The organism is Bradyrhizobium sp. USDA 4503 (assembly GCF_054055815.1).
Window position 1 is genome coordinate 2,464,917 of record NZ_JBSRXS010000001.1, and the last position, 13,552, is coordinate 2,478,468.

14 protein-coding genes are annotated in these 13,552 nt (G+C 64.0%); 1 reads left to right on the top strand and 13 read right to left on the bottom strand.

Annotated features, from left to right (window positions below; translation table 11 throughout):
* Window positions 1-11: 11 nt before the first annotated feature.
* From ACVMIH_RS12055 to ACVMIH_RS12100, 10 genes are all read right to left on the bottom strand, one after another.
* Window positions 12-1,661, bottom strand: a complete 1,650-nt coding sequence (locus ACVMIH_RS12055; protein WP_456861931.1) for an L-lactate permease — start codon at window positions 1,659-1,661, stop codon at window positions 12-14.
* A gap of 168 nt (window positions 1,662-1,829) precedes the next feature.
* Complete coding sequence (locus tag ACVMIH_RS12060; protein ID WP_456861933.1) at window positions 1,830-2,462, bottom strand: FixH family protein; 633 nt, start codon at window positions 2,460-2,462, stop codon at window positions 1,830-1,832.
* A complete protein-coding gene (locus tag ACVMIH_RS12065; RefSeq protein WP_456861935.1) occupies window positions 2,450-3,184 on the bottom strand; it encodes an ABC transporter ATP-binding protein in 735 nt (244 codons plus the stop codon). Before ACVMIH_RS12065 ends, ACVMIH_RS12060 begins: the two co-directional genes overlap by 13 nt.
* Window positions 3,177-4,085 (bottom strand): branched-chain amino acid ABC transporter permease, encoded by a 909-nt coding sequence (locus ACVMIH_RS12070; protein ID WP_456861937.1) that lies wholly within the window; start codon window positions 4,083-4,085, stop codon window positions 3,177-3,179. Before ACVMIH_RS12070 ends, ACVMIH_RS12065 begins: the two co-directional genes overlap by 8 nt.
* A 32-nt stretch (window positions 4,086-4,117) precedes the next feature.
* Window positions 4,118-5,065, bottom strand: coding sequence for a branched-chain amino acid ABC transporter permease (locus ACVMIH_RS12075; protein ID WP_456827667.1), 948 nt, complete (start codon window positions 5,063-5,065; stop codon window positions 4,118-4,120).
* Window positions 5,062-5,784, bottom strand: a complete 723-nt coding sequence (locus ACVMIH_RS12080; protein WP_456828449.1) for an ABC transporter ATP-binding protein — start codon at window positions 5,782-5,784, stop codon at window positions 5,062-5,064. Before ACVMIH_RS12080 ends, ACVMIH_RS12075 begins: the two co-directional genes overlap by 4 nt.
* Window positions 5,784-6,527: an ABC transporter ATP-binding protein gene (locus ACVMIH_RS12085; protein ID WP_456861939.1), complete on the bottom strand. Its 744-nt coding sequence runs from the start codon at window positions 6,525-6,527 to the stop codon at window positions 5,784-5,786. The genes ACVMIH_RS12080 and ACVMIH_RS12085 overlap by 1 nt, the downstream gene beginning before the upstream one ends.
* Window positions 6,520-7,425 carry a branched-chain amino acid ABC transporter permease gene (locus ACVMIH_RS12090; RefSeq protein WP_456861941.1) on the bottom strand — a complete coding sequence of 302 codons (906 nt, stop codon included), beginning with the start codon at window positions 7,423-7,425 and terminating at the stop codon, window positions 6,520-6,522. Before ACVMIH_RS12090 ends, ACVMIH_RS12085 begins: the two co-directional genes overlap by 8 nt.
* A 10-nt stretch (window positions 7,426-7,435) precedes the next feature.
* The gene (locus ACVMIH_RS12095; protein ID WP_456861942.1) at window positions 7,436-8,317 is read right to left on the bottom strand and encodes a branched-chain amino acid ABC transporter permease; all 882 of its coding nucleotides are present in this window, start codon (window positions 8,315-8,317) and stop codon (window positions 7,436-7,438) included.
* Between the two features lie 87 nt (window positions 8,318-8,404).
* A complete protein-coding gene (locus ACVMIH_RS12100) occupies window positions 8,405-9,568 on the bottom strand; it encodes an ABC transporter substrate-binding protein (RefSeq protein ID WP_456861944.1) in 1,164 nt (387 codons plus the stop codon).
* Between the two features lie 568 nt (window positions 9,569-10,136).
* Between ACVMIH_RS12100 and ACVMIH_RS12105 the strand changes: the two genes are divergently transcribed.
* Entirely contained in the window at window positions 10,137-10,262 is a 126-nt protein-coding gene (locus tag ACVMIH_RS12105) for a hypothetical protein (protein ID WP_456861946.1), read from the top strand.
* Between the two features lie 426 nt (window positions 10,263-10,688).
* Here the strand turns inward: ACVMIH_RS12105 and ACVMIH_RS12110 are convergent, their stop codons facing one another.
* From ACVMIH_RS12110 to ACVMIH_RS12120, 3 genes are all read right to left on the bottom strand, one after another.
* Window positions 10,689-11,471 carry an enoyl-CoA hydratase-related protein gene (locus ACVMIH_RS12110; protein ID WP_456861948.1) on the bottom strand — a complete coding sequence of 261 codons (783 nt, stop codon included), beginning with the start codon at window positions 11,469-11,471 and terminating at the stop codon, window positions 10,689-10,691.
* A 105-nt stretch (window positions 11,472-11,576) separates the two neighbouring features.
* The gene (locus ACVMIH_RS12115) at window positions 11,577-12,635 is read right to left on the bottom strand and encodes an NAD-dependent epimerase/dehydratase family protein (protein WP_456861950.1); all 1,059 of its coding nucleotides are present in this window, start codon (window positions 12,633-12,635) and stop codon (window positions 11,577-11,579) included.
* A gap of 60 nt (window positions 12,636-12,695) precedes the next feature.
* On the bottom strand, window positions 12,696-13,496 hold the full coding sequence (locus ACVMIH_RS12120) for a shikimate dehydrogenase family protein (protein ID WP_456861952.1): 801 nt from the start codon (window positions 13,494-13,496) through the stop codon (window positions 12,696-12,698).
* Window positions 13,497-13,552: the final 56 nt, after the last annotated feature.

The following is a 13,552-nucleotide window of genomic DNA, read 5'->3' on the forward strand; positions in this document are numbered from 1 at the left end:
CCCCGCCCCGTTCAACGCACCAGGGTGGTCAAGGGCCAGACATAGGCCTGGCCGAACACCAACAGGCCGACGAGCGCGGCCAGCGCCAGGCTGTGGAAGAACACGAAGCGCAGGATCGTGCCCTCGTGGCCGTACCATTTGGTCGCAGTCGAGGCCACCACGATGCTTTGCGCGTCGATCATCTTGCCCATCACGCCGCCCGAGCTGTTTGCGGCTGCCATCAGCACCGCGCTGACACCAATCTGCTCGGCGCTGACGCGCTGCAATCCGCCAAACAGCACGTTCGAAGAGGTGTCGGAGCCAGTCAAGGCAACGCCGAGCCAGCCGATCAAGGCACCGAAGAACGGATAGAGCGCGCCGGTCTTGGCAAACGCCAACCCCAAGGTCGCATCCGTCCCCGAATAGCGGGTGACGAAGCCGAGCGCCAGCATGCAGGCGATCGTCGCGAGCGAATACCGGGTCAAGTACAGCGTGCGCCCATACATCCGCAGCAGGCCGGCCGGGCTGTAGCCGACCAGAAATCCGGAAATAATCGCCGACAGCAGGATGCCGGTGCCCGCGGCCGACAGCAGGTTGAAGACGTAGACCGCGCCCTCGACCGCCGGCTTCGCGACGACGGGCGGCATTTTCTGCACGAGATTATGCAGCCCGGCCACTGGCAGCTTGAGCACCCAGATGCTGTCGAGCCAGGCTTTGACCTGAGGGGTTCCCCAGGCGAATACCAGGACCGAGAAGATCACCCAGGGAATCCACGCCTTGATGACTGCGCCCTTGTTGACATTTGCAGCTGCCGCCGACAGCTCCGTCGGCACGCCATAGCGCGCCGGCATCTCCTTCATCGGATTCTTCGGCCGCCAGACCCGCAGGAACGCGGCAAGACAGGCCATCGACACCATCGCCGACACCACGTCGACGAGCCAAGGGCCGTGATAGTTCGAGACCAGATACTGCGGCACCGCAAACGATCCGCCCGCGACCAGGATCGCCGGCCACACTTCCAGCATGCGCTTGAAGCCGACGAAGGCCCAGATCAGCCAGAACGGGACGATGAAGGAGAACAGCGGCAGCTGCCGGCCGATCATGCCGCTGAGCTCGAGCAGATCGAGGCCGGTCACGGCGCTGAGCGCAATCACCGGTGATCCGAGCGCGCCGAAGGCGACCGGCGCCGTGTTTGCGATCAGGGAAAGACCCGATGCCGCGAGCGGAGAGAAACCAAGGCCCATCAGCATCGCGGCCGTGACGGCAACCGGGGTGCCGAAGCCGGCCGCTCCCTCGAAGAAGGCGCCGAGCGAAAATGCGATGAACAGGAGCTGCAGCCGCCGATCGTCGCTGATCGAGGAGATCGATTGCTGCAGGACCGCGAATTCGCCCTTCTCGTTCAACAGCTGGTAGAGGAAGATGATGTTGATGACGATCCAGCCGATTGGCAGCAGGCCGAACCCGGCGCCATAGGCCGCCGCCATGCCCGCCATCGACGCCGGCATGCCGAAGCCAAGAACGGCGACCGCGATGGCGGTCGCGAGCCCAATCAGAGCCGCCCAGTGCGCCCGGATCTCGAATATCGCTATGGCGCCCAACAGCACCACGACAGGCAGCGCCGCTGCCGCGGTCGATAGCCATGGGTTATTGAACGGGTCATAAACTTGAGCCCACGTCGTCACAAGATCCTCCTCCGGTTGCAACCAGCGTCCAACGCCGCGCGTGGACGCGTTTGATCTGACAAGTTGTTTCGGTGCGCCAGCAGCCGATCGGGCTGGCCTGATGAGACGCGGCGATCAGGCGAATTCAGCGCTGGCGCGCGCGCAGTGACGCTCTGCCGTGCCGCGGCCTCAATGCGTGCCGCCAGCCGAGACGTTGTCCTTTTCGAACACGAGCTTGCGCACCACGACATCCTGCCGTGGGGATTCGAAGCGGATCTTCACCGCCCACTCACCGAGCATGCCGAGCCGCATCCGCCCCTCATACTTGCCTGGCTGGCCAGGCACGGGCTGCGCTTTCACCGGGCTGACATTGTGCGCCATTGGCATCGACGGCATGTCGGCGGTCAGCGTGATTTGCGCACCATCGATCGCAGCGCCGTCGCTCGTGGCACTGACCGTGCAGAGAAAGGTCAGCGCCTGCTCGGTCGGACGACAGGCGAGATCGGCGCTCAGCCGTTGCGCCTGCGCGGACGCGGCCGAGCTGGCCGCAACAAGGCCCACGAGCACGAGCACGAGCATGCCGATCGCGCCTCGGCACCGGACCACGCCGGCATTCGATGTCGCGCGTGGCGACGCTTTTGACTTCAGCATGAGCTTTTCATCCCTGAAGATCGATCGCAGACCGATCGACCCTTTATTGATCTCGATAAAATCCTGCCCAATGGGGCGGCGTCTGTGTACGCGAAATTTTCCACATTCGGTGTGTGCGCACTTTTCCCAACGAGGAGCAGTGCCGCGCGCGCCTCGCGTCATGTCACGCATGGGACCGTGCCGGGTTTTGCTGCGCCGAGATAGGACAGCGCCAGGGCTGGATCACTGAGCAGATCGCGCGGCGCGCCTTGCGCGATGATCTGTCCGCCGTTCATAACGAGCCCGCGATCGGCGACGCCGAGCGCGAGCGCGGCGTTCTGCTCGATCAGCAGGATCCCGGTTCCGTATTTGCGCAGGTCGGCCACCAGCTGAAGGGTCTCGCGCGCGGCGCGCGGCGCTAGGCCCAGCGTCGGCTCGTCGATCAGCAGCAGCTTCGGGCGTGCCATCAGCGCCCTCGCCACCACCAGCCATTGCCGCTCGCCGCCGCTAAGCGTGGCTGCCGGCCGCTCCAGTCGTTCGGCGAGCGCAGGAAATAGCGGCAGCAGCTCTGCGAGGCGCAGCCGGGCACGCGCCATCGAGCCCAGCAGGTAGGCGCCCGACAACAGGTTGTCGCGGACGCTGAGCGTCGGCGCCAGTGGCCTGCCTTCGGCCAGATGGGTCAGGCCGAGCGCGCTGATCGCCGGCGCATCGAGCCGTGCGATGTCCGTGCCGGAAAATCGAATGCCACCCCGCACCGGCCGATGCGTGCCGGAAATGGCCCGCGCCAGCGAGCTCTTTCCGGCGCCGTTGGAACCGACAAGCGCCAACAATTCGCCGGCGGCGACGCGCAGCGAGACGTCGCGCACCGCGACCGTGGCACCGTGCTGCACCTGAACGTTGGTCAGTTCAAGCATGACGGCGCGCCGAGAACAGCAAGGCACCGATGCGATGAACGGCGATTTCATCGAGCAGACCGCGCGGCCGCCAGATCAGCAGCAGCGCCACCAGGCCGCCGAACACCACCATGCGCCAGCCCTGGAACAGACGGCTCGACTCCAGGATGCCGATATCGATCAGAACGCCGATCAGCGGCCCGAACGCGGTACCGAGACCGCCGATCAGCCCGTAAGCAAGCGCGTGCATTCCCAGCATGACGTCGAACAGCCGCGGCTCGATATAGGTGTTCAGATGGGCGTAGAGCCCGCCGCCGAGACCGGCGACGGCGCCGGCCGCGGCCGCAACCAGAACGCGCAGGCGGGCCACGTCGGTGCCCAGCAGCCGCGCCAAGGTCGGGTCCGTCCCCGCCCCGCGCAGTGCCACGCCGGCGCGGCTGCGCTCAAAGGCGATGAATCCGAGCACCGTCGCGCCGAGCAGAACCCAGATCAGGATCATGAAGGCCTGTGGATCCCAGCCTTCTTCGAAGGCGCGCCGGATGCCGTTGAAGCCGTTCGTACCATCCGGTCCGACCAGCTCGCCGCCGACGCCGCTGCGCTGATAGTGCCACAGCTCCAAGAGGACCCGGATGAGCTCGGCAAATGCCAGGGTCGCGATCGCGAAATACAGGCCGTGCAGTTTCCGCGTCATGAAGCCAACCAGGCCGCCGCCCAGTCCGCCGATCAGCGCGCCGAGCGCGAGCGCGGCGGCGAGCGGCCAGTTCCAAACCGCGGTGGCGACGCCGGCCGCGTAGGCACCAAGACCAAAGGCCGCCTGCTGGCCGAACGAAATGTAGCCTGCGATCAGCAGCAGGTAGGCCGACAGCGCCACGAATGAAATCATGCCGATGTTGCTGATCAACCCGACCATGAAATCGTTCATCGTCTCCTCCGCGTTTGGGCGCCGACGCCTCGTCAGAGACGTTCGTCCGCCATCATGTGCAGGTCGAACGCCGCCCGCCCGCTGATGCCGCCTGGACGCACGATCAGGATGAAGAACAGCAGGCCGTAGGTGATGAGATCGCGGACCTGCGGGCCGAACAGCGCTTGGCCGAAGGCCTCGACGACGCCGAGAAGCAGGCCACCGAGCACGGCGCCCGAGATCGAGCCGAGGCCGCCCAGCATCATCGCGACCAGCCCCTTCACGGTCGACCACATGCCGAACATCGGCGTCACCTGTTGATCGGCCATCAGCACCAGCCAGGCGCCGATGCCGCCCAGCGCCGAGGCCGTCAGGAAGCCGAGCAGCGTGATGACGCGCGCATCGATGCCCACGGCCTGCGCCGCGGCCTCGCTGTCGCTCAAGGTGCGGAGCGCCAAGCCGAACCGTGAATGCACCAGGATCCAGCGCAGCAGCGCGGCGGCGCCGGCCGCGACCGCAATCGTGAGCAGGTGCTCGGGCCGGACCGAGACGCCGCCGACATGCAGGACCTCGAAACTGAACGGCTCGGGGTAAGGATTGCCATGTGCCGGCAGCATCAGGCCGGTCAGTTCCTCGATCTGCATCCAGACCGCAAAGCTGGATACCATCGCCGCCACGCCGGAGCGGCTGCGCAGCGGCGCGAAGCACAGGCGCTCGACATAGAGCCCGGCGAGCGTTGCGCCGGCCACGGTGACGATCGCAACCAGGACGGCGAGCGCGACGCCCGAGAGCGCGGCGCCCATCCAAGCGGCGATCAGCGCACCGAGATAGCCGCCGAACATCAGCGTCGCGCCGTAGCTCAGGTTGAGCCGGCGCATCACGCCGAACATCAGCGTGAAGCCGACCCCGAGCAAGCCATAGGCAGCGCCAGCAGATAGGCCGCTGATCAGCGTTTGCAGGACCTCGCCGATCGATCCCAGGCTGTGCCAGTCGGCGGTCATGACGCGGACGACCTGGCGCTGCCGAGATAGGCACGGCGGGTGACATCCTCCTGCGCGACCTCGCCGGGCGTTCCGGCGAACGTTATTCTCCCTTGCTCCATCAAGAAGAAGCTGTGCGCGACATTGAGCGCCAGATGCGCATTCTGCTCCACCATGAAGATCGTGATCCCGTCCCGATTGAGCTCCTCGACGGTGCGAAAGATCTGCTCGACGATCAGTGGAGCCAGCCCTAAAGATGGCTCATCCATCATCAACAGCTTCGGCCGGCTCATCAGTGCGCGGGCCACGGCCAGCATCTGCTGTTCCCCGCCCGACAGCGTGCCCGCCAGCTGGCCGCGACGGTCCTTCAGAATCGGAAACCGCTGCAGCAGCCTGTCGAGATCAGCTGCGATCTCGGCGCGGTCGCGACGCAGGAAGGCCCCCGCCGCGAGGTTCTCGACCACCGTCATTTGCGGGAACACCAATCGGTTCTCCGGCACGAGGGCGATGCCGCGGCCGACGACGCGATCGGCGCTCTCACCGACCAACTCCGCGCCGCCGAAGCGCACCGAACCACGGCGTGCCCTGAGAATGCCGGCGATGGTATACATCAGCGTGGTCTTGCCGGCCCCGTTCGGACCGAGCAGGCAGGTGATGCCGCCGGAGGCGACCGACAGCGAGACCCCCTTGAGGGCTTCCATCGCGCCATAGGCGGCGACCAGACCGGAGACTTCGAGCATCATGCTGCCGCTCCCAGGTAAGCCTCGCGCACGGCAGCATCGGCTTGCACCTCGACCGGGGTGCCCTCGGCGATCTTGCGGCCGAAATTGAGCACGCAGATGCGATCGGTGACGGCCATCACGAGCTCCATGTGATGCTCGATCAGCAGGATCGTGTAGCTCTCCTTCTGCAGCAGCCGAATCCGCTCGTCGAGCTCGGCGATTTCCTCGGCGTTCATGCCGGCGGCGGGCTCGTCGAGCAGCAGCAGTTTGGGCTCTGCCGCCAGCGCCCGCGCGAGCTCCAGGCGGCGTTGCTCGCCGAAGGCCAGGCTGCCGGCAAAATCGTCCGCGCGATGCGCCAAGCCCGAGAACTCGAGGGCGCGCTTCATGCGGTCCCTCGCCTCCTTGCGTCCACCGATCCAGCGCTTGAGAAAGCCGCCGGTGCGATGCGACGGCGCGTTCTCCGCCATCCAGAGGTTTTCCCAGACCGTCAAATTGGAGAACAGGCGGATGTTCTGGAACGTGCGCGCCAATCCCAAGGAGAGGCGACGATGCGCCGGCACACGGCCGATATCGTTGCCCTCGAACAGGATCTGCCCGCCGGTCGGCTCATACAGGCCGCTGATCAGGTTGACGATCGTGCTCTTGCCCGAGCCGTTCGGACCGATCAGGCCGAATACCTCGCCGGGCCGGATCGTGAAGTCGATGCCATCGACCGACCGCACCCCACCAAAATGCTTGGCCAAGCCACGAACCTCAAGCATGACGCCGCTCCGTTCTGAGCAGCCGCGCCAGCCGACGCAGCAACGAACCGTCGATCAATCCCTTCGGCCGCAGGTTCATGGCCAGCACGATCAAGGCACCGAACAGCGGGCTGCGCCAATCGCCAAGGGAGCGCAGCCCCTCGACCAGGACGCCCTGCACGAAGATCACGGCAATGAGCGTGCCAAAGACGCTCTCGAGCCCACCGAGGATCGGATAGGCGATCGCAAACACCGCCAGCAGGACGCTGAAATTGGTGTGCTCGATATAAGTCGTGTAGTGCGCATAGAGCGCGCCGCCGACGCCGGCAATGAAGCCGCCGATCGTCATTGCGGAGACCTTGACCGCAGTCAGGTTGATGCCGACGCTTTGCGCCGCGAGCTCATCCTCGCCAACGGCGCGCAGGACCGATCCGAGCCGGCTGCGGTCGATCCACCACAGCGCAGCAATCACCACACCGACCACGACGAGCACGAACAGCATCACGTCGAAGGTGGTCCAGCCGTGCTCCGGGAACCAGCGGATCTGACGAAAGCCCTCGCCGCCGAGCGGACCGACTTTCGTGCCACCCTGCTCGATCTGATAATCGAGGTTGAAAAAGAAGAGCCGGACCGCCTCCCCGAACGCCAGGGTCGCGACCACGAGCATCAGACCGCGCACCCGCAACGCCGGAAACCCGACCAGGCACGCCGCCAGCGCCGCGATCGCCCCCGCCGCCAGGATCGCCGGGACGATGTGCCAGCCCGCCAGCACCGTCAGCATGCCGGCCACATAGGCCCCGATCGCAAAGAAGCCGCCTTGCGCGAACGAGACCTGCCCGGTCAGCAGCACCACATAGGCCGACAGGCCGAGCAGCGCATGGAAGCCGATGATCTGCGCGAGACTATAGTAGAAGTCCACCTCGCCCTCCCTAGTCTCGGCCGCGCGCCGGAGAGACGATTCCGCCTGGTCGCAGCACGAGGAAGACGAACAGCAGCAGCATGACGTAGATGTCGCGCTCGGACACGCTGCGCAGCGCCTGAAACAGGTTCTCGAACGCCCCCACCAGGATTCCGGCGATGATGGCACCGGGAATGCTGCCGAGCCCGCCGATCACGGTGACGATAAGGCCCTTGACCGTCACCGGAATGGTGATCAGCGGAGACAAGATGCCGACCGCCGCGCCCGTCATGGCGCCTGCCACACCGCCGAGCAGCCCGGCGATGACGAATGTCAGCCCATTCACCGTCTGGAGCTGCATGCCGCAGAGTTGAGCTGCGATCGGCTGTTGAGCGACCGCCCGCGTGGCGATGCCGAGCCGGGTGCGGTATAGCACCGCCATCAAAAGGATCATGGCGACGAGACCGATCAGAAATACCCCAACGAGATCGGCGCGCAGGATGAAGGCGCCGAGCTCGATCGAGCGGCCCTCGAAGATGGCGGGAAAATTGTGCGGCGTCCCGGCCGTTGCGCGCACGATCATCTCCTCGACGAACAGCAGAACGCCGACCGTCGCCATCAGGCTGGCCAGGGGCGAGCTCTGCGGGATGAAGCGGAAGCAGCTCAGATAGACCAGATAGCCGATCAGGCCCGATGCAAGGATCGACAGCGGAAACGCCCACCAGAGCGGCAAGCCGAGCAGATGTTGCCCCATCAGACCGCAATAGGCGCCGGCAAGCGACGTGCTCGCATAGCCCATGTTGATCCGCCGCATTACGCCAAAGACCAACGTAAAACCGATGCCGATCAAGGAATAGGTTGAACCGAACAGCGCACCATCGATGATGGTCTGAATATAATCGACGATTCCCATAGGCACGCAGACCGTCTGACATTTGATCCGAAAGTCATCCGGACCGCGCGTTGCGACCGCGGTCCGGATGATCGGCAGCGCGGAGGATTAGTTCGCTGCCTGTTTGGTCTTGATCAGGTCGTGCATCACGACCCACTTGCTGTCCTTTGCCGCGATGTAGAGATACGGCTTGACCGCTTCGCGATCGGCGGTGCGGTCGATCGTGCCGAGCAATCCATCGGTGGTCTTCAGGCTGGCGAGCCCATTGCGGATCTTCTCGCGGTCGGCCTGCACGGTGTCCGGCTTGGCCATGACGCCCTGCTCCTCGATCACCTTCTTGAGGATGAACATCGCCTCATAGGTGCCGGCGGAATGGATATCGAGCGTGCCGTTGTACTTGGCGACGCGCTCATTGGCGGCCTTGGCAGCCGGCGTCAGAAGCGCGAAGCTGGTCGGGATCGTGAGGCCTTCGGCGACCTTGCCGCAATTGGTCAGCGTCTCCTGGATCGCCGAGCTGGTCAGACCGACCAGCATCTTCACCTTGACGTGCTGCCGATCCATCTCCTTGAGCAGGCCGCAGGTGGTGAACGAGTGCGCGACGACCGCGAGCGCGTCCGGTGCCGCCGCCTTGATCTCGCGCACCTGCTGCGCAAAGTTGGTGTCGTCGACGAGCCATTTGGTCTCGCCCTTGATCTCGAAGCCGGCGGCAGGCGCGGCCTCCTTCTGCACTGCGTACCAGGATGCGCGACTGTGCGAGAAATTTTCCTCGACTCCCGCATAGATCGTCTTGAGCTCCGGATGGGTCTGCTTCACCCATTTGTAGAGCGACGTATACATCTCGGTTTCGCTGGGCACGTTGCGGAACGACCATTCCGAGATCTTGGCGAGCCCGATCTTGATCGCGACATCGGTTAAGATCGGGAATTGAAGACCGGAATCCTTGCTGTCGCCGACCTTCTTCTGCAAGATGCCATAGAGCGGCTCGGTGACGTTCGAGCAGCTCGGGCCGACACCGATCAAGGTTGGACCGGCCGCCATGCGGCGCACAATCGAGATGCCCTCTTCGGCGACGCAGCGATCGTCATAGTACTCGAACTTGATCTTGCCGGTCGCCCCGTCGGCCAGCTTGACCCCACCCTCGCTGTTGATCAGGTCGACGGCCGCCCGCATGGCGGCTTCGCTGTTGATGCCGAGCGACCGGACAACACCCGACTTGGCGCCGAACCCATCGATGTGGACGATACGCTCCTCGGCGGCCGCCGCTTGGGTCAAGCCCGCCGTCGCGACAAGCGCAGAGCAGAATAATAGTGCGGATCTTCGCATAGTGGCTTCCTCCTGAATACGGGTGCCTCGTTGACAGCATCCCCTTCGTGTTTCGCTAGGCGGAAAGCTCCAGCCTGCATACGCGAAAAATCCCGCATTCAGTGTGCGTCCAATGGTGATGAAATCTGAGCTGATGTCCGAGATAATTCGAAAACCGGTCTCCCGCCGCACCACGCGCCGGCAATTCCGCCGCATTCTGCGGACGGCGTTGCTTCGTCCACGGCTGTTGTGGCGCCGCGTTTGGAGCTTGGTTCCTGCAGCATCAAAGGCGTTACGACACACACTTGCCGAGCCCCACCCAGCCGTTCCGAAAACGTGACGCACGCAATGCTTCGATCGCCTCAGCCGATCGACGGCCACCACACACTGACGTCCGCTTTCGCCCCCAGTGCCTTTCCATCGAATCAAGTTCGGCCAGGACCCGGGCGCGCAGGCTGTCGGCAGATGACCGGCCGCAACGCGTGGCAGCAGAGGGAGGGCCGATTGGTGCGGGATGGCTTCAACGGAGAACGGCCGAATGACCGCTGCGTTAGTAATCTGCGGACTACTGGCGCTGTGGTTCCTGCTGCGGCGCGACTATGTGACGCCGTTGGCGATTGTCTTCTTCCTGGGAGCGATCCTCGCCAGCCGATTCATGCCTTAGATCGTGATCACAGATCACGATCACTTGCCGATATGCCCGCTCCGAGCGTGGATGGCGATACGGCGTTCAGATCGCAAGGCGCCTCTCGCCAGCCGTGACGGAAACCACCTGTTCGGCATCGCCAATCAGTTATCGGCCAGTTGATCGGCTGCTCCGTCGCCTCCAAGGCGGAAAGCGCCCCAACCACTTTCTCGGCTCAGACCTAAGTTGCGCCGCGAAAAGCGCTGCACAAGCAGGTGCCGCGAAACTGCGACGGGAGGCGCCGACCGGCACCAGCACAGGCGCAGCTGTTGGTCAGTCGAGCGGTGAGCGCAGCGTCATTACCATCTCGACAAGCCACGGTCAGCTCCCACTGGATTCGAGACCGCGCGGCGACCGACCGCCCCCTTCCGTTGGCGGCGGATCGCAACTGCCAGAGACATGAACTCACTTGACCCAGGGCGCCTTGCGTTTCTCCAAGAAGGCCGAGAGGCCCTCTTGAGCTTCGGGGAGCGCACGAAGATCGGCGACCAGCACTGCAATTTCCGACAACAGCACATGGTCAATCGGCCGGTCGGCCAACACGCCTGGCAGCGTTTTGGCGATCGCGCGGGCTCCTGGAGCGGCGGCCCTCAGTTGCTTGAGGAGGCGGCCGATGCGATCGTCCAGCTCGTTTGCGTCGACGATCTCGTGCAGCAACCCGATCCGCGATGCTTCCTTGGCATCGAACACTTCGGCGCTTTGGAAGTAGCGTCTGGCGTTGCGTTTGCCGATCGCGCGGAGGACGAATGGATTGATCATGCCAGGGGTGATGCCGAGCCTGACTTCCGAGAAGCAGAACGTGGCTTCTGGTACACCGATTGCGATATCACACGCAGCCACGAGCCCGACGCCCCCGCCATAGATCGGTCCATGCACCCGCGCGATCGTCGTCTGCGGCATCCGATCGAGCGCCTCGATCATCTGCCCGAGACGCATCAGTTCCTCGATGCTTTGATCCCGGCTTAGCGCGCCTCCCCTGCGCATCCAGTCGACGTCTGCGCCTGAGCAGAGGCTCTTGCCCTCGCCCATCAAGATCACCGCGGAGATCGTGTCATTTGCCGCGAGCGTCTTGAATGCGGACGCCAACGCGTCGACCAGGGCCTCATTGAGCGCATTGTTGACTTGAGGCCGGCTCAAGATAACACGCGCAACACCGGCCTCGCATTCGACACGGACGCAGTCAGTCATGGCTTGGATACTCCATTTTGTTCAATTGGCTGAACTCTGCCAGCTCTATCGGGTAGGACGACCACACTGTTCGTCGTTTCAATCCAACGGTCAGCGGGTGGCCGCTTATGCGTTTTCGCCATAGAGTTCGATCGTCCGGCGAATGCCGTCTTTCAATGGCGTTGCCGGCAGGCCGGAAAACACTTGACGCAACTCGCCTTCGCCGATGTCTTGCGCGAACGGAAGCGTCGGGCCGCGGACATCTATCTTGGCCTTCGGGACCACGGCTTGGATGGCCGCAACGACGTCGTCGTTCGACCCCACTTCGCCCGGCAGGTTGAAGATCAGCGCCTCGCAGGGTTCACGCGCTAACGCCGCCTCATAGGCCGCGATGGCGTCGTCGATATAGATCAACCCCGCCGTCCCGACATAGGGGATCGTGTAGGGCTGACCTTGCGCGGCGGCCTTGCAGGCCAGCGATGGACCGGCCGTTAGTCCGGTCTCCCGGCCATAGCCATAGACGATGAACGGCCGGAAGCCGATGCTCGCCAGCCCATGGTCCAGCCAATAGGCGCGTGCGCTGCCTTCGCATGCGAGCTTGAAGGCCCCGTAATGCGTAATCGGCAGCGGCGCCGCTTCGTTATTCGGATTGTACACGCCGGCGCTCGACGTGAACACGATGCGCTTGATGCCGAGCGCAATGGCCGCGTTGAAGACGTTGAGGGTACCGATCAGATTGACCATCGCACCCCTGATGGGGTCGGCCTGGCATGCCGGTGCAAGGATGCCGGCCAGATGCACAATCGCGCCGCACCCGGCCGCGGCGGCGTGGGCGGTCGGTGCATCGGCGATATCGCCGACGGTCCATTCGATCGCGCCACGCAGCGAACCGACGATCTTCACAAAGGGCGGCGACGGCGATCCGGCCTCGAAGACCCGGATCTGGTTGCCCTTTTCCGCCAGCCGCCTGGCCAGCCAAGCGCCAATGAAGCCGCCGCCACCGGTTATCAATATTTTCATGTTCCACCAACTCCTGCCTGGGTCGCGCCTGTCATATCGAGAGCTTGAGGCGCAGTTGCATGCTCCGAAGCAAACGAGGCGGAGCTTGCGCTGGTCATTGGCGACCGCCTCGTTCGGCGAACACACCAAGGCGTTGAGCACGATCTCGCGGATTTCCCGCTTCAATGGCTTTCCCGTGACGGTGTGCAGCATTCATCGACGATGACGAGTTCTTCGGGACTGGTCCTATGGCGCCACGGCTGTCAGGAATGAAAAGATGGCTTGCAACTGCCCCTCAAGCATTCGGACACCCGGATGAATCTGACAGCCGCGTGCAGCGGCCTCGCGCAACAGGGGCGTTATTTCTGGGTTCATGACGACCTCAGCCACAAGCATCCCTGGTTGAAGTTCGGCCACGTCGATCGGCAGAGGATCGGAATCAGTCAAGCCGAGCGACGTGCCGTTGATGATAAGATCGTGCCCGCCGACCTTTCCCTGGGTCGCGATCACCACCCCAGGGAAGTCACTCGAAATGCGCACAGCAATCTGAGTTGCCTTTTCACGAGATCTATTAACGATCGTGAGCTGAGTAACACCGGCCTCGGCAAGCGCAAATGCAATCGCTGACGCGGCGCCACCCGCGCCCGCCAAAAATGCTTTGCAGCCGGCCGGATCGATCCCGGAACGACGTAGCCCTCCAACAAAGCCGACGCCGTCGAGGTGGTCACCGGTCAGACTGCCATCAGCCTCGCGCCTTACGACATTGACTGCACCGGCCACTTCTGCTCTCCGGCTCAATCGATCACAGTACCCCGCCACAGCCGTCTTGTGTGGCACGGTCACAAGGAAACCACCCCAATTCCGAAACGCCCTGAAAGATGCAACCGCCTCCGCCAAGCGCTCGCCCGAAGAAACTTCGATGGGCACGAGAACACCGCTATAGTTGCGCTCATCAAATAGCGCATTGAGAGCCTGCGGGGTCCGCACGTGCCGCACGGGGTCTCCCAAAATTCCAAATACAGAGGTATGTCCGTTGATAGTCGCCATAAACTTAGACCGGGAACGGCATTGACTTTTCGATGGCCTTTTGAACGCCGACAGGA